Origin of the sequence: Pseudomonas parakoreensis (assembly GCF_021602155.1) — a bacterium.
Classification (GTDB): Bacteria; Pseudomonadota; Gammaproteobacteria; order Pseudomonadales; family Pseudomonadaceae; genus Aquipseudomonas; species Aquipseudomonas parakoreensis.
This window is the reverse complement of the sequence record NZ_BQHY01000005.1, coordinates 201527-216783: the sequence shown is the minus strand read 5'-3', so window position 1 is coordinate 216783 and position 15257 is coordinate 201527. Positions and strand designations below refer to the sequence as shown.

The 15257-nt window shown below is 59.2% G+C and carries 16 protein-coding genes; 5 read left to right on the top strand and 11 right to left on the bottom strand.

All coding sequences use genetic code 11. The features are described from left to right. Positions 1-72 precede the first annotated feature (72 nt). The 5 genes from L6D63_RS09540 to L6D63_RS09520 form a co-directional block, all read right to left on the bottom strand. Entirely contained in the window at positions 73-819 is a 747-nt protein-coding gene (locus L6D63_RS09540) for a YebC/PmpR family DNA-binding transcriptional regulator (RefSeq protein ID WP_131671158.1), read from the bottom strand. 127 nt (positions 820-946) lie between these two features. Then, positions 947-2722 carry an aspartate--tRNA ligase gene (aspS, locus tag L6D63_RS09535; RefSeq protein ID WP_047296049.1) on the bottom strand — a complete coding sequence of 592 codons (1776 nt, stop codon included), beginning with the start codon at positions 2720-2722 and terminating at the stop codon, positions 947-949. A gap of 100 nt (positions 2723-2822) precedes the next feature. After that, positions 2823-3044: an FmdB family zinc ribbon protein gene (locus L6D63_RS09530; RefSeq protein WP_003227532.1), complete on the bottom strand. Its 222-nt coding sequence runs from the start codon at positions 3042-3044 to the stop codon at positions 2823-2825. 118 nt (positions 3045-3162) lie between these two features. After that, a complete protein-coding gene (locus tag L6D63_RS09525; RefSeq protein WP_047296052.1) occupies positions 3163-3513 on the bottom strand; it encodes a ribbon-helix-helix domain-containing protein in 351 nt (116 codons plus the stop codon). A gap of 183 nt (positions 3514-3696) precedes the next feature. Then, complete coding sequence (locus L6D63_RS09520; protein WP_131671157.1) at positions 3697-4167, bottom strand: Dps family protein; 471 nt, start codon at positions 4165-4167, stop codon at positions 3697-3699. Positions 4168-4477: 310 nt separating this feature from the next. On the opposite strand from L6D63_RS09520, the gene L6D63_RS28620 reads away from it, so the two are divergent. Next, complete coding sequence (locus L6D63_RS28620) at positions 4478-5080, top strand: cold-shock protein (protein ID WP_131671156.1); 603 nt, start codon at positions 4478-4480, stop codon at positions 5078-5080. Between the two features lie 72 nt (positions 5081-5152). Here the strand turns inward: L6D63_RS28620 and L6D63_RS09510 are convergent, their stop codons facing one another. Both L6D63_RS09510 and L6D63_RS09505 read right to left on the bottom strand, forming a co-directional pair. Beyond that, a complete protein-coding gene (locus tag L6D63_RS09510; RefSeq protein WP_131671155.1) occupies positions 5153-5359 on the bottom strand; it encodes a SlyX family protein in 207 nt (68 codons plus the stop codon). 3 nt (positions 5360-5362) lie between these two features. Beyond that, on the bottom strand, positions 5363-5788 hold the full coding sequence (locus L6D63_RS09505) for an HIT family protein (RefSeq protein ID WP_131671154.1): 426 nt from the start codon (positions 5786-5788) through the stop codon (positions 5363-5365). Between the two features lie 897 nt (positions 5789-6685). On the opposite strand from L6D63_RS09505, the gene L6D63_RS09500 reads away from it, so the two are divergent. After that, on the top strand, positions 6686-8029 hold the full coding sequence (locus tag L6D63_RS09500) for an OprD family porin (protein WP_047296060.1): 1344 nt from the start codon (positions 6686-6688) through the stop codon (positions 8027-8029). A 232-nt stretch (positions 8030-8261) separates the two neighbouring features. Here the strand turns inward: L6D63_RS09500 and L6D63_RS09495 are convergent, their stop codons facing one another. Beyond that, positions 8262-9104, bottom strand: a complete 843-nt coding sequence (locus L6D63_RS09495; RefSeq protein WP_047296061.1) for a mechanosensitive ion channel family protein — start codon at positions 9102-9104, stop codon at positions 8262-8264. A 181-nt stretch (positions 9105-9285) separates the two neighbouring features. Continuing rightward, positions 9286-9771, bottom strand: coding sequence for a YajQ family cyclic di-GMP-binding protein (locus tag L6D63_RS09485; RefSeq protein WP_003227548.1), 486 nt, complete (start codon positions 9769-9771; stop codon positions 9286-9288). A gap of 140 nt (positions 9772-9911) precedes the next feature. Between L6D63_RS09485 and L6D63_RS09480 the strand changes: the two genes are divergently transcribed. From L6D63_RS09480 to L6D63_RS09470, 3 genes are read left to right on the top strand one after another with little or no spacing between them, the layout of a single operon-like run. Then, positions 9912-10829 carry a putative 2-dehydropantoate 2-reductase gene (locus L6D63_RS09480; protein WP_131671153.1) on the top strand — a complete coding sequence of 306 codons (918 nt, stop codon included), beginning with the start codon at positions 9912-9914 and terminating at the stop codon, positions 10827-10829. Positions 10830-10874: 45 nt separating this feature from the next. Further along, positions 10875-12911 (top strand): sensor histidine kinase, encoded by a 2037-nt coding sequence (locus L6D63_RS09475; RefSeq protein WP_047296063.1) that lies wholly within the window; start codon positions 10875-10877, stop codon positions 12909-12911. A 3-nt stretch (positions 12912-12914) separates the two neighbouring features. Beyond that, positions 12915-13499 (top strand): cob(I)yrinic acid a,c-diamide adenosyltransferase, encoded by a 585-nt coding sequence (locus tag L6D63_RS09470; protein WP_047296064.1) that lies wholly within the window; start codon positions 12915-12917, stop codon positions 13497-13499. A gap of 130 nt (positions 13500-13629) precedes the next feature. Here L6D63_RS09470 and L6D63_RS09465 read toward each other — a convergent pair whose 3' ends face one another. Both L6D63_RS09465 and L6D63_RS09460 read right to left on the bottom strand, forming a co-directional pair. Further along, positions 13630-14574, bottom strand: a complete 945-nt coding sequence (locus L6D63_RS09465) for a Nudix family hydrolase (protein ID WP_047296066.1) — start codon at positions 14572-14574, stop codon at positions 13630-13632. Further along, entirely contained in the window at positions 14571-15203 is a 633-nt protein-coding gene (locus L6D63_RS09460; protein WP_047296068.1) for a glutathione S-transferase family protein, read from the bottom strand. Before L6D63_RS09460 ends, L6D63_RS09465 begins: the two co-directional genes overlap by 4 nt. Positions 15204-15257 lie beyond the last annotated feature (54 nt).

Sequence of the window (15257 nt, the reverse complement as noted above, 5' to 3'; positions counted from 1 at the left end):
AGATCGCAGCCTTCGGCAGCTCCTACAGGTGAATTGTAGAGCCATCAAAAACTGCGACCTTTCTATTTTGCGTTAACCGAGCTGAGCCGCCACGTCTTCCGGAATGTCCGCGTTGGAATAGACGTTCTGCACGTCATCCAGATCCTCAAGCATGTCGATCAGCTTGAGCACCTTCTCCGCGCCTTCCAGATCCAGTTCGGCGCTGGTGGTCGGCTGCATGACGATTTCCGCGTCGTCGCCCTTGAACCCCGCCGCTTCCAGCGCGTTACGCACGGCATAGAAGCTGGTGAACGAGGTGAACACGTCGATCGAGCCGTCTTCATGACTGACCACGTCGTCGGCATCGGCTTCCAGCGCCGCTTCGGTCAGGACGTCTTCATCGACGCCCGGGGCGAAGCTGATCTGACCCTTGCGCTCGAACAGGTACGCGACCGACCCGTCGGTGCCGAGGTTGCCGCCGCATTTGCTGAATGCATGGCGAACGGCTGCAGCGGTGCGGTTGCGGTTGTCGGTCATGCATTCGACCATCACCGCCACGCCACCCGGGCCGTAACCTTCATAGGTCAGCTCTTCAACGTTGTCCGCTTCGGTCGCACCGGCGCCACGCGCCACGGCGCGGTAGATGATGTCGCGGCTCATGTTCGCGCCGAGGGCCTTGTCCAGAGCCAGACGCAGACGCGGGTTAGATCCCGGATCGCCGCCGCCCTGACGGGCCGCAACGGTCAGTTCACGGATCCACTTGGTGAAGATCTTGCCTCTCTTGGCATCCTGACGTTCTTTGCGGTGCTTGATGTTCGCCCACTTGGAATGACCTGCCATAACTCGCTCCGAATTCTCTTGAAACGTTGCCCGCCCTGCTCACGCAGCGGCCAGCCAACAAAAAATCTCGACCTGCTCTCTATGCAAAGAAAAAAGGCGCATCCGAAGATGCGCCTTCAGGCCCGTCTTACTCAGCCTTTGGCGTTTCGCGCAAACGAATGTGCAGCTCGCGCAGTGCCTTGGCATCCACCACACCCGGCGCTTGCGTCATGACGTCCGCAGCACTCTGGGTTTTCGGGAAGGCGATCACTTCACGGATCGACTGGGCGCCGGTCATCAGCATTACCAGACGGTCCAGACCGAAGGCCAGACCACCGTGCGGCGGCGCACCGTACTTCAGCGCGTCGAGCAGGAAGCCGAACTTCTCTTCCTGTTCCGCTTCGTTGATGCCCAGCAGGCGGAACACCGCTTGCTGCATTTCCTTGCGGTGGATACGGATCGAACCGCCACCCAGCTCGGTGCCGTTCAGTACCATGTCGTAGGCACGGGACAGAGCGCCAGCCGGATTGGCTTCCAGCTCTTCAGGCGAGCACTTCGGCGCAGTGAACGGGTGGTGCAGCGCCGAGAAGCTGCCGTCGTCGTTTTCTTCGAACATCGGGAAGTCGACAACCCACATTGGCGCCCACTTGCAGGTCAACAGGTCGAGGTCGTGGCCCAGCTTGATACGCAGCGCGCCCAGGGCTTCACTGACGATCTTGGCCTTGTCGGCGCCGAAGAACACGATGTCGCCGTCAACTGCACCAACGCGATCAAGGATCACGTTCAGGTTGGCTTCAGGGATGTTTTTCACGATCGGCGATTGCAGACCGTCAACACCGGCAGCGCGCTCGTTGACCTTGATGTACGCCAGGCCCTTGGCACCGTAGATGCCGACGAACTTGGTGTAGTCGTCGATCTGCTTGCGCGGCATGCTCGCCCCGCCTGGAACACGCAGTGCAGCGATACGGCATTTCGGATCGTTGGCCGGGCCGCTGAAGACCTTGAATTCGACTTCCTTGAGCTGATCGGCAACGTCGACCAGCTCCAGCGGGTTACGCAGGTCCGGCTTGTCGGAACCGTAACGACGCATGGCTTCTTCGAAGGTCATGTGCGGGAATTCGCCGAATTCCAGATCCAGCACTTCCTTGAACAGGTTGCGGATCATGCCTTCGGTCAGGCCCATGATGTCTTTTTCGTCGAGGAAGCTGGTTTCGATGTCGATCTGAGTGAACTCAGGCTGACGGTCGGCACGCAGGTCTTCGTCACGGAAGCACTTGGCGATCTGGTAGTAGCGGTCGAAACCGGCAACCATCAGCAGTTGCTTGAACAACTGAGGCGATTGCGGCAGGGCAAAGAAGGAACCGGCGTGAGTACGGCTCGGCACCAGGTAGTCGCGAGCACCTTCCGGGGTCGCGCGGGTCAGGATCGGCGTCTCCACATCGAGGAAGCCGTTCTCGTCGAGGTAGCGACGGATGCTGGTGGTCATGCGCGAACGCAGACGCAGCTTCTCGGCCATTTCCGGACGACGCAGATCGAGGAAGCGGTAGCGCAGACGGGTTTCTTCGCCGACGTCGGAGTATTCGTTGAGCGGGAACGGCGGGGTTTCCGCTTCGTTCAGCACTTCCAGCTCGTAGCCCAGCACTTCGATCATGCCCGACGCCATGTTGGCGTTGGTTGCCCCGGCCGGACGCAGACGCACCTTGCCGGTGATCTTCACCACGTACTCGCTGCGCACGCGATCGGCGGCGGCGAAGCTTTCGGCGCGATCCGGATCGAACACCACCTGCGCCAGACCATCACGATCACGGATATCGAGGAAAATCACCCCGCCGTGGTCGCGACGACGGTGAACCCATCCGCAAAGGGTAATTTCCTGGCCTTCCAGGCTTTCGTTCAGTTGGCCGCAATAATGGCTGCGCATCATGGTAGTGGTTTCGCTTCTCGTAATTCGAAATTCGGTGGAGATCCCGTCGCACTCAAGCACTGCGGAATCTCACGCGTGTCGTTCGACCTGGGCCTGAACCCTAGTCAGATTTGTCGCCACCGGCCAGATTCTTCTTGGCTCCGGTCTTGAAATCGGTCTCGTACCAACCGCTGCCGCTGAGGCGGAAACCCGGCATGGACAGCTGTTTTTTGAGCTCTGGCGCCTGACAGGCAGGGCAGTCGACCAGCGGTGCCTCGCTGATCTTTTGAATGGCTTCCAACTGATGACCACAGGAAGCACATTGGTAATCGTACATCGGCATGGGGGTGTCTCGGCGATCAGATTGCCACCGCGCGCAGGGCTTTGCGGCGAAAGAGCGGGATTATATCCATTAAATGCGGGCTGTGCAGCCGTAAGACTGCACAGCCCGCCACGTCATTTCAAGTATTGGTCGTTCCGGGCATGACGGCCGCCGGGGTATCCCGCAGACCATTCATCACACACACCACCCGCACCAGACCGCTGAAGTTTTTGACCCCGCCGTGGCGCAGGTGCACTTCACGGTCCACATGTGACAGCAGCGTGCTGACCGAACAGCCGTTGTGCCCGGCCATGTCACCAAGAATGTTCCAGTAAACCTGCTCGAGCCTCAAGCAAGTGGCAAACCCGTTCAAACGCACTGACCTTGCCAGCGGCCGGATCAGTTCAAAATCAAAATCGCCGACAAACGGATCGACCTTCATTTCCCGTTGCGAACCGACATGCTCGCATCGCCTGTCTCCACCTACCATATCGCTGACACTCCTTTGCCATCGCTGCTTGTAATAAAGACAACATCCTGTGCCTTCATAAAAACGCAGACGCAAAGTCAGCGCCAGATGACTAGTTGCCCAGCAACGTAGGATAAGCCGACATGTTCAGTAAGATTTGAAACAGCACGCGGACATCCCCCCGGACATCCGCGCAAAGGCTTGTCAGGTCTCAAGCAACGCGCGCAGCATCCATGCGGTCTTCTCATGCACCTGCATGCGCTGGGTCAGCAAGTCGGCTGTCGGCTCGTCACTGACCTTGTCCAACAGCGGGAAGATCCCGCGAGCGGTGCGAGTCACGGCCTCTTGGCCCTCGACCAACTGATTGATCATGTCCTCGGCGCTTGGCACGCCGACTTCCTCTTTAATGGAGGAGAGTCGCGCGTAAGTCGCGTAGGCACCCGGCGCCGGAAAACCCAAGGCGCGGATACGCTCGGCGATCAGATCCACCGCCAGCGCCAGCTCGTTGTATTGTTCTTCGAACATCAGATGCAGGGTCCTGAACATGGGACCTGTGACGTTCCAGTGGAAGTTATGGGTTTTCAGATACAGCACATAGGTGTCCGACAACAACCGCGACAACCCCTCGACGATGGACTTGCGGTCTTCTTCACTGATACCGATATCGATTGCCATGTTTACCCCCTAAGGCGATTGAATTCATCCAACAGGTGCAGACCCACTCTAGCAAGGCAGCCGCGACCTCGCAGCCGGCAATTTTCGCTCGCCGTGCGACAAATCGACCGGGCAGGTGCCGCTGGCCGGGGTGATTTGAGTCGCTGCAGGCTTTGCTGTTAAATAGGCAGTGTGTCGCCATGCCCCATTTTTCGGGGCCTCGCGCATAGGCTGATGCCGGGCACGTGTCCAACGCCTCTTTATTGTTTCCGAAGCGAACCGTGCGCCTTCAGCTCTTCCTTGTGAGCCGTCATAACGTGAGCCAATCAAAATGTTGAAAATCGTCCACCTGCTAATGGGCGCAGCGGCCTTGCTGCTGTCGTTCATACCCAGCTTGAAAGCCGAAGCCGTTCCTTACCTGCAACAACCCGATGCACTTTATCTGGCCCTTTTCGGCCTGCTGAACCTGGTCATCGCTCCTGTAATTCCTTACTGGAACAAAGGCCCGCGCCAGCATTTGCAAAATCTGGTCAGCGCTCTTCTCGTGCTGACTGTCGTCCTGCAAACCCTGACTCTGATTGCACCGATGCCTGTCATCGCCGGTCAACCGGCCGTGTTGTTCAGCCTGGTGATTGCACTGATTGCCGTGATCCTGCATCTGGCCATCAGCTTCTACAAGTCTTCACCGGCCGCCGCACCGACTACCTATGACATGAGCAACCGCGATACCGGTACCGTCAAGTGGTTCAACACCTCCAAAGGCTTCGGCTTCATCTCCCGGGATTCCGGCGATGATATTTTCGTGCACTTTCGTGCAATCCGTGGCGAAGGCCACCGCGTCCTGGTTGAAGGCCAACGCGTGGAGTTCTCGGTGATGAACCGGGACAAAGGCCTGCAAGCCGAGGACGTGATCGCCGCCCTGCCGCGTCGCTGATTCGAGGCAACAAAAAACCGCGAGCAGCCACGCTGCTCGCGGTTTTTTTACGCCTGCACAAATGTGTTGGCATCAGTAATGCGGCGGTGGCGCTTCTTCCTCGAAAGAGTCGAATTGCCCGACCATCTCTTCCTGACGCTTGATCAGAGCCGCCATCTGCAGTTGCAGGCGTTCGATCACGCGCTGCTGCGCCACCAGCTCATCGTTCAACGCCTGAATGGTGTCATCCTGAAACGCCAGGCGGCTTTCCAGATCGGTAACGCGTTCTTCAAGGTTCATGGTTCAACCCTCCAGAAACGTGAAGTCTTCGGTCAGCACCAGACGCAGCCGTTCACGAATGCCCGCAACCTCTTCGGCGCTGTAGGGTCTGGCCGGGTGTTTACCCCAGACCGGCGCCGGCCATGCCGCGTCATCCCGCTTGCGCACGATCACATGCATGTGCAACTGGCTGACAACGTTGCCCAGCGTCGCAACGTTCAACTTGTCGGCGTCGAACAGATCCTTCAGCAGCTCGGCCAGCGCCGTGGTCTCCTGCCACAACTGCTGCTGATCGGCGACATCCAACTGAAACAACTCGCTGATATCGTCGCGACGAGGCACCAGGATGAACCACGGGTAATTGGCATCATTGGACAGCAGCAGCCGGCAGAGCGGGAAGTCGCCGATGGTCAGGGTGTCCTGTTGAAGTCGTGAATCTAAAGCAAACACTGCGTGCACTCCCGGCTTATCTACACAATTCAGCTTAGCGGCTACCCAGACAGGCATGAGACCAAGCGACAGGCAGGCAGCATACCTGCGAATGCGCCGGGCTTCACGATAAGCGCGCCCGGGCAGACGTTGCTCAATGTTCCTGCATGCGACATTTTTGGGCAGCACGCACCATGACGGAACCGACTGCGCGATCCAACACAATGAAATGACCAGAAAAGCCCGAAGCGTTCGCCCCCTGCACCCGCTCAAACTGTATGAATCCGGAACAACTGTAAAAATTTTTGCACCAAAACCGCACAGTGCGTCTACGCTCAGTGCGTCAGGCATCCGCGGAATACTCACAGACGGGGTGAACCGGTAACGTTTTTCGTTGTCGCGCACAGAAACCAGCTCGACAACACCAAGCAAAGGATGGCGTCAAGCCCTGATAAAGGAGGGCTTGAGGCCCAGTATTTATGCGGTTTTTACAGCGACCAGCGACTGCTCAGAAAAATAACCGCATAGAGAAAGCGGTTTGTGCACGCTTGTTGCATTCGTACTCATATGGACTATAAGCGCACCACGGGAAGTGGGAGCCTTAAGCCCGACAAAAACAGTGGCAGGGTTGCCCGATGGAGATTCAAGTGTTTTGCCAGGGACTCTTTTTTAGCGATGCAAACGGCTAGAAAAACAGCGAGAAAGTTGTCGGTCCGATTGCATCGGTACTGTGATTTTGCGACATCTGCAAAGCCATCTGCGACAGCGTCGTAAAGAAGGTGAAAGGTTGGATTCGCAAGTATCGCCAACATTGTCGGCGTGATATAAGTTTGCGCCGACACAAAAAGAAAGAGCCGCCCAGATAATAAAACAGGTGGGACGGCAGTACTCTTCTAAAAACCAAAGGAGCAAATCACGATGCGCGTGATGAAGTGGAGCATGATCGCCCTGGCTGTTGCAGCAGGCACCTCGCAGTTCGCAATGGCGTCTTCTCAGGATGAAGCCAAGGGTTTCCTGGAAGACCAGAGTCTGAAACTGAAGACTCGTATGGAATACATGAACCGCGATTACAAGAATGGTGCCGGTAACGTTGCAAAGAAAGACGGCACCCCGGGTTTTGAAAGCGGCTATCGCCAGGACACCGGTGTCAGCCAACTGCTGACCTACGAGTCGGGCTTCACTCAAGGCACCGTAGGCTTCGGTCTCGACGCCATGGCCATGGGTTCGGTCAAGCTGGACGGTGGCTCGGGTCGCCGCGGCAACGGCCTGTTTGCAGTCGACAGCGACGGCAACCCGGAAAAATCCCAGGGCAAGATCGGCGGCGCAGTCAAATTCCGCGTATCCGACACCGTCCTGAAATACGGTCAGCAATTCGTTGCCAGCCCGGTCTTCGCCACTGACGACAGCCGTCTGCTGCCAGAAGTCGCTACCGGTACCCTGATCACTTCCAAAGAGATCAAGGGCCTGGAACTGAGCGCTGGTCGCTTCACTTCCCTGAGCAAGCAAACCGGCATGGGCCGCGACAGCATCGGCGGCCTGCCTGATGAAAACGGTTTCGGCGGCAAAGGCCTGACCAACATCAACATCTTCGGTGCCAGCTACGCGTTCACCGACAACTTCACCGCCGCCATCGCCGCGTCTGATGCTGATGACTACTTCAAGAAGCAGTACATCAACCTCAACTACACCCTGCCAATCAACGAAGACCAGTCGCTGAACTTCGACTTCAACGGTTATAAAACCGAAGGCGAGAAGCGCGGTGACCTGGTTGACGCAATCGGCGACGGCACCACCGGCGTTGACAACAAACTGTGGTCCCTGGCTGCTGCGTACAGCATCGGTGCTCACAAATTCACCATCGCTCACCAGCGCTCCAGCGGCGACAACGCTTACTACTATGGCGTTGACGGCAACAGCACCATCTTCGTTGCCAACTCCATCCAGATCTCCGACTTCGTGGGCCGCGACGAGCGCTCCTGGCAAGCTCGCTACGACCTGAACATGAAGACCTACGGCGTACCTGGCCTGAGCTTCATGACCCGTTACGTGAAGGGTGACAACATCACCACCAACGGTCTGGGCGAAGGTAAGGAAAACGAGTGGAACGCCGAGTCCAAGTACGTGATCCAGGAAGGTCCGGCCAAGGATCTGTCGTTCCGTCTGCGTTACGCCATGTACCGTTCGAACGGCGCGTACAGCGGCTACTCGTCTGACAACAACGACACCCGTCTGATCGTTGAGTACCCACTGAACATCCTCTAATCGGGATAGGCAGCTGAAGTACTGTAGAGCCCTGCTCTAACAAGAACCGCCCACCTGATTCAGGTGGGCGGTTTTTTTATGCCGCAAGTTTGTTTCGGTACGCAAAACCAATAATAGCTTGCTACTTATTAGCCAGCGAACATTCAGCCCGAACATAAAAAAACCCAAGAGTGCGAACAGCTCTTGGGTTTTGCCATTAATTAACTGACTGCGAAGCCAAGTATCAATGCTGTTACTGCGTGGCTGTTTCCTGAACTACGCGAATCACCCGCTGTGGAAACGGAATATCAATCCCCGCCGCCTTCAAACGATCACGCGACTGTTCGTTAAACATGAACATCACGTCCCAGTAGTCTGCAGTTTTGACCCATACGCGCAGGGAAACAGTGATCGAGCTGTCACCCAACGTCGAAATGACCGCTTGTGGCGCTGGGTCCTGCAACACGCGCTCATCTTTGGCCAGATCCAGCAGCACCTGACGGGCCTTCTGCAGATCCGCTTCGTAATCCACACCCACGTCGAACACTACTTTGCGGGTTGGCTGACGGTTGGTGTTGGTGATGATGCCGTTCGACAGATTGCCGTTCGGGACGATGATCGTCTTGTTGTCACCGGTACGCAGCACGGTGTGGAAAATCTGGATGCTGTCGACAGTCCCCGCCACGCCCTGCGCTTCGATCCAGTCGCCGATGCGGAACGGACGGAACAGCAGAATCAGCACGCCGCCAGCAAAGTTCGCCAGGCTGCCCTGCAACGCCAGACCGATGGCTAGGCCCGCTGCACCGATCGCAGCCACGAACGAGGTGGTTTCCACACCGATCATCGAGGCCACGCTGACGATCAGCAGCACCTTGAGAATGATATTCGCCAGACTGCTGATAAAGCCTTGCAGCGCCAGATCGGCATTGCGCAGGGCCAACAGACCGCCGAGCTTTTGCGTGACCTTGTTGATCAGCCACCAGCCAATGGCCAGGGTAATCACCGCCAGCAACACACGGCTGCCGTATTCCATGATCATCGGAATCCACGCCTGGGACGCCTTGACCAGGTTATCTACCTCAGCATTCAAATCCATCTTCCATCTCCTGATGTCCGGCCATTCGGCACGCAAAAAACAAGCGGCAGAAACCCGCCGGGTGTACACAAACAATGTGGGAGCGAGCTTGCTCGCGAAGGCGGTGCGTCATTCAGCAATGAGGTTGACTGACACGCCGCCTTCGCGAGCAGGCTCGCTCCCACAGTTCTTCTGACCGAGCTTAGTCGCGGAAGTTGTTGAACTGCAGTGGCATGCCGAATTCCTTGGCGCGCAGGGCCGCGATGGCTTCCTGCAGGTCATCGCGTTTCTTGCCGGTCACACGCACCTGTTCGCCCTGAATGGCGGCCTGCACCTTGAGCTTGGCATCCTTGATGTGCGCGACGATTTTCTTCGCCAGCTCCTTGTCGATGCCTTCCTTGAGGATCGCGTCCTGCTTCATCAGCTTGCCCGATGCGTAAGCGTCTTTGACTTCAAGGCACTGCACATCAATCTTGCGCTTGGTCAGGGCCAGCTTCAGGATCTCGATCATCGCTTCCAGCTGGAACCCGGCTTCAGCGGTGAGGTTGACGGTCAGGTCCTTTTCCTTGAACTCGAAGCTGCCTTTGCCTTTCAGGTCATAGCGACGATCGAGTTCCTTCACGGCGTTCTCGACCGCGTTGGTCAGCTCGTGTTTGTCCAGTTCGGATACCACGTCGAACGACGGCATGTAGTCTCTCCAATAAAAAGGCGCGCTCGATCAGGAGGGAGCGCGCTTGGCTTGCGGTTAAAATCCGGCTCATTATAACGGGTCTTTTCCCACCGACACGGCGAGCCTTGCATGCCAGTACCTTACCGAGTGAAAAACTGATGTCCACCCCTTGGCACGTTCTCGGCGCCGGCAGCCTCGGCACCCTCTGGGCCACACGTCTGGCCCGCGCGGGTCTGCCGGTGCGGCTGATCCTGCGTGATGCCGAGCGTTTGCGCAGCTATCAGGCGGCCGGCGGGCTGACCCTGGTCGAGCACGGCGCAGCCACCACCTATGCCGTCCCCGCGCAAACGGCAGCTGACCCGGAGCGGATCCGTCGCCTGCTGGTCGCCTGCAAAGCCTATGACGCCGAAAGCGCGGTCGCCCGCCTCGCCCCGCGCCTGAGCGCAGATGCCGAGCTGATCCTGCTGCAGAACGGCCTCGGCAGTCAGGACGCGGTCGCAACGGTGGTTCCGCAAGCACGCTGCATCAGCGCCTCCAGCACCGAAGGCGCGTTCCGCGACGGCGACTGGCGCGTGGTGTTTGCCGGTCACGGTTTCACCTGGCTGGGCGATGCCGGTCATCCGGTGGCGCCGATCTGGCTGGACGACCTGCAAGCGGCGAACATCCCCCATGAATGGAGCACCGACATCCTCACCCGGCTGTGGCGCAAACTGGCGCTCAATTGCGCGATCAATCCACTGACCGTGCTTCACGATTGCCGTAACGGCGGACTGGAGCAGCATCAATGCGAAGTCGCCACGCTGTGCGCGGAACTGGCCGAGTTGCTGGAGCGTTGCGGTCAACCGGCAGCCGCGCTCAATCTGCAACAGGAAGTCGAGCGGGTGATCCATGCCACAGCGGCCAACTACTCGTCGATGTATCAGGACGTGGCGAACCGGCGCCGCACGGAAATCAGCTACCTGCTGGGCCACGCCTGCAAAGTCGCCACCCGTCATCAACTGAACCTGCCGCACCTCAAGCAATTGCAGCAGCGTCTGGTCGAGCATCTGCGCAGCCTTGGATTGCCCAGCGACTGAGCAGCGGCTACGCTGGCCACTTGTTCCTTTGCTGCGATAAACCTGATGCCATTGCGCCAGCGCCTCGAAAACCTGCCGGTCGGCCAGAAACTGCTGGCCGCCCTGCTGGTGTTGTTGACCACCGTTCTGCTGGTCGCCAACCTGACCTTTATCAGCGCCGCCTATTACATCTCCCAGGAAAGCATGGCGCCGCAGGCCCTGCAGACCATTGGCCGGCTGATCTCCAACCCGAGCCTGGTCGCACAAGCCCTCGAGTCGCCACAAAGCGCCGAACGCCTGCTCAAGGAACTCGACAGCTATTCGCCGCTGCGTGCGGCGGCGTTGTACGACGGCAAGGGTGACCGACTCGCCCAGGTGCAGCGTGGCGACAAACTCAATCTGCCGGAACGCTATCGGCACATCGAAGCCTGGCAACTCACCGAGTTTCGCAGCAACCAGTTGATCACCCTGCCTCGCCCGGGCACTGCACCGGGTCATCTGCTGCTGGTGGCCAGCAGTGAACTGCCGATGGCGTTTTACACCGGCACCTTGACGGCCAGCCTCGGCATCCTGATTTTCAGTGTGCTGCTGTGGTTGGTGATTGCGCGGCAGATCAAACGCCTGATCACCCGCCCGATCCATGAACTTGAAGAGCTGTCGCGTCAGGTCACCCGTGAAGAGAACTACGCCCTGCGCGCCTCGCGCGGTAATCATGACGAAATCGGCAGCCTCGCCGAAGCGTTCAATACCATGCTCTCGCGCATCGAAGCCCGCGAGCAGCAACTCAAGCGCGCCCGCGATGACTCGCAGGCCGCCTACGATCAGGCTCAGGGCCTGGCCGAAGAAACCCGCCACACCAACCGCAAGCTGGAACTGGAAGTCCAGGTTCGCAGCAAGATCGAAAAGAAGCTCACCGGTTTCCAGAACTACCTCAACAGCATCATCGACTCCATGCCCTCGGCACTGATCGCCCTCGACGAGCAGCTCTACGTGACCCAGTGGAACCAGGAGGCCAGCGCCCTCTCCGGCACGCGCCTGGATGAAGCGTTGAACCAGCCGATCTTCCTCGCCTTCGAACCGCTCAAGCCGTTTCTGCCGCAACTCAAGCAGACCGTGGAAGAACACACGGTGGCAAAGATCGAGCGGGTGACTTGGTTCAAGGATGACGAGCCCAAGCATTACGCCCTGACCTTCTACCCGCTGATGGGCGGTGCCGGGCGAGGTGTGGTGATCCGCATCGACGACATCACCCAGCGCCTGTCGCTGGAAGAAATGATGGTGCAATCGGAAAAGATGCTCTCGGTCGGTGGCCTCGCCGCCGGCATGGCCCACGAGATCAACAACCCGCTGGGTGCGATTTTGCACAACGTGCAGAACATTCGCCGGCGGCTGTCGGCAGATCTGCCGAAGAACCTGGAAACCGCTGAACAACTCGGCATCGAGCTGGACACGGTCAACCGCTACCTGCAAAGCCGTGAAGTGCCGAAGCTGCTCGACGGCATCCAGCAGGCCGGCGCCCGCGCAGCAAAAATCGTCACCCACATGCTCAGTTTCAGCCGGCGCAGCACCCGGCAAATGGCCCCGTGCGATCTGCCCGCGTTGATCGATCAAGCGGTAGAAATTGCCGGCAACGACTTCGATCTGGCGATCGGTTTCGACTTCAAGGGACAGGCGATCATCCGCCAGTTCGACCCGGCGCTCGGCCCGGTGCCGGGCACCGCCAACGAACTGGAGCAAGTGCTGCTCAACCTGCTGAAAAACGCTGCGCAAGCCATTCATCAGCGCGAAGACGACAGCGAGCCGGGGCGGATCATTCTGCGTACCCGACTCAATCCGCCATGGGCCGAGATTCAGGTCGAGGACAACGGCATTGGCATGAGCGAGAGCGTGCGCAAACGCACCTTCGAGCCCTTTTTCACCACCAAGGAAATCGGCCAGGGCACGGGACTGGGGCTGTCGGTGTCGTACTTCATCATTACCAACAACCATAAAGGCCAGATGGAAGTGCAATCGGCGCCCGGCCAGGGCACCTGTTTCACCCTGCGCCTGCCGCTGACCCAACCGGCAGCCATCGCCGCCGAAACCAATCAATCAACGAGGTAACTCATGGGCTTTCGCTTGTCGAAGATCTACACCCGTACCGGCGACAAAGGCGAAACCGGCCTGGGCGATGGCCGCCGCGTGCCCAAGGATCACCCGCGCATCGAAGCCATTGGCGAAGTCGACACACTGAACAGTCAGGTCGGTGTGCTGCTGGCCGGGCTGATCGCCGAGCGCGAGGCGTTCCCCGATCTGAATGAATTGATCGAGGTGCTCGCGCCTTGCCAGCATCGCTTGTTCGATCTGGGCGGTGAGCTGGCGATGCCGGAATATCAGGCGCTGAACATGGCGGAAATCGAGCGCCTGGAAGCGGCGATTGATGTATGGAACGAAGAATTGGGGCCGCTGGAGAATTTCATTCTGCCCGGTGGCTCAGTGCTGATCGCCCAGGCTCATGTATGCCGCAGCCTGGCGCGCAGTGCCGAGCGGCGCTGTCAGCATTTGAATGCGATCGAGCCGTTGGCCGGGGTTGGTTTGGCGTATATCAATCGGCTGTCGGATCTGTTGTTCGTCGCCGCAAGGTTGATTGCGCGGCGGCAGGGGATTGCGGAGATTCTGTGGCAGCCGGCGGCCAAACCTTCAGGAACGTAGTGTTTGATCGGCCGCCATCGCTGGCAAGCCAGCTCCCACAAGGTTTTGTGTCGTTCTCCGCATTTGCGGTGCACCCAATACCTGTGGGAGCTGGCTTGCCAGCGATGAGGCCAGTGGCCTCAGCACATAATCAAGCTTGCGGCCAGAATGCGCGAATCCCCGCTACACCCTGAGCGCCAACACCCCAAGCCTTCTCGCGCTCCGCCGGACCAACGCCGCCGAGCAAGAACACCGGCTTGCTGAAGCCCTCGATCAATGTCGACGCCTGCTCCCAGCCCAACGGCTGCGCATCCGGATGGGTCAAGGTTGGCTGAACCGGCGACAGGGTGACGAAGTCCACGCCCATCTGTTCGGCCAGCGCCAGCTCTTCAGCGTTATGGCACGAAGCCGCGAGCCAGCGCTCCGCCGGCAACGGGCGCCCCGCTTCGGCGTATTTGCGCAGTTGCGCGGCGGTGATGTGCCAGCCGGCGGCCGGGAAATCGCCAAGCCACTCGAACGGCCCCTTGATCATCAACTGCGCCTTGCCAGCACACAGGCCGACCGCATCCACCGCCAGGTCTCGATACTTGGGGTCATAGCCGTTCGGTGCGCGCAGTTGAATCAGTTTGATCCCGTCGGCAATTGCCTTCTGGATGCCGCGCAGCAAGGCCGGGGCTTCCAGATCTTCCGGGGTGATCAAGTATTCGCCGGGCAAACGCGCAGCAGCGACAATCGGCTGGTTGGCGGCCGGGAACTCGTAGTTCAGCAGATCCTTGGCGCTGACCCAGGCCAGTGGCTGACCTTCGGCACCGTGCGGTTCGCCGCTGAACTGCGACACTTCCCAGACATCCAGCAACACCTGCTTGTCGGGGTAATCATGGCGGACCTTGATCAGCGGACGAGCAGCGCCGACAACAATGCCCAGCTCTTCCTGAAGCTCGCGAGCCAGGGCACTTTCGACCGATTCATCAGCCTCGACCTTGCCACCGGGAAACTCCCACAGACCTCCCTGATGCTGGGTATCGGCACGACGGGCGATGAGGATTTTGCCACTGTCGTCACGAATGACGGCAGCGGCGACGTGTACGCGTTTCACGGATTCAACTCCTCCAGTCCAGCCTTTTGCCACGCCTTGAAGGCGGGCCATTGGTAGACGGTTTCAACATAGGCTTGATCAACCGCCGGTAACGGCACCTGGTAAGTTCGCAGACGCACGGCGATCGGCGCGAAGAACGCGTCAGCCAGGCTCACTCGGCCAAACAGATACGGCCCGGGCTCCGTGGCGGCGGCGCGGCATTCAGCCCACAACGCGAGCATGCGTTCGATATCGACCTTCACCTCCGGCGGTACCGGGTTGAGCGGAGCGTCGTGGCTCAGGTTGAACGGCATGTGATTGCGCATGGCGAAGAAGCCACTGTGCATTTGCGCGCACGCAGAACGGGCCTGAGCGCGAGCGTAAACATCGCCCGGCCAGAGCTGTTCGGCCGGGAACTGTTCGGCCAGGTATTCGGCAATCGCCAGAGAGTCGGCGATGGTGCCGCGAGAGGTTTGCAGCAACGGCACCTTGGCGGTCGGCGAATGCTTGAGCAGCCGCTCGCGGGTGTCGGGCTTGCCGAGCTTGATCAGTTCTTCGCTGTAAGGGGCGCCGGTCAGTTCCAACGCCAGGGCGGCACGCAAAGACCAGGAGGAAAGCAGTTTGTCGCCGATGATCAGGTGCAGGGACATGGTGTGGCGCCTTTTCGTCAGTGGAAAGCTTCAAGACTTGTGGTGAACGGACCG

Coding starts and splice junctions, on each gene's coding strand:
- L6D63_RS09530 (WP_003227532.1), bottom strand. CDS start 3,044: ATGCCGATGTACGATTACCAATGTGCTTCCTGTGGTCATCAGTTGGAA.
- L6D63_RS09520 (WP_131671157.1), bottom strand. CDS start 4,167: ATGGCAATCGATATCGGTATCAGTGAAGAAGACCGCAAGTCCATCGTC.
- aspS (WP_047296049.1), bottom strand. CDS start 2,722: ATGATGCGCAGCCATTATTGCGGCCAACTGAACGAAAGCCTGGAAGGC.
- L6D63_RS09460 (WP_047296068.1), bottom strand. CDS start 15,203: ATGTCCCTGCACCTGATCATCGGCGACAAACTGCTTTCCTCCTGGTCT.
- L6D63_RS09485 (WP_003227548.1), bottom strand. CDS start 9,771: ATGCCGTCGTTCGACGTGGTATCCGAACTGGACAAACACGAGCTGACC.
- L6D63_RS28620 (WP_131671156.1), top strand. CDS start 4,478: ATGTTGAAAATCGTCCACCTGCTAATGGGCGCAGCGGCCTTGCTGCTG.
- L6D63_RS09475 (WP_047296063.1), top strand. CDS start 10,875: ATGCCATTGCGCCAGCGCCTCGAAAACCTGCCGGTCGGCCAGAAACTG.
- L6D63_RS09510 (WP_131671155.1), bottom strand. CDS start 5,359: ATGAACCTTGAAGAACGCGTTACCGATCTGGAAAGCCGCCTGGCGTTT.
- L6D63_RS09500 (WP_047296060.1), top strand. CDS start 6,686: ATGCGCGTGATGAAGTGGAGCATGATCGCCCTGGCTGTTGCAGCAGGC.
- L6D63_RS09540 (WP_131671158.1), bottom strand. CDS start 819: ATGGCAGGTCATTCCAAGTGGGCGAACATCAAGCACCGCAAAGAACGT.
- L6D63_RS09480 (WP_131671153.1), top strand. CDS start 9,912: ATGTCCACCCCTTGGCACGTTCTCGGCGCCGGCAGCCTCGGCACCCTC.
- L6D63_RS09470 (WP_047296064.1), top strand. CDS start 12,915: ATGGGCTTTCGCTTGTCGAAGATCTACACCCGTACCGGCGACAAAGGC.
- L6D63_RS09525 (WP_047296052.1), bottom strand. CDS start 3,513: ATGGTAGGTGGAGACAGGCGATGCGAGCATGTCGGTTCGCAACGGGAA.
- L6D63_RS09495 (WP_047296061.1), bottom strand. CDS start 9,104: ATGGATTTGAATGCTGAGGTAGATAACCTGGTCAAGGCGTCCCAGGCG.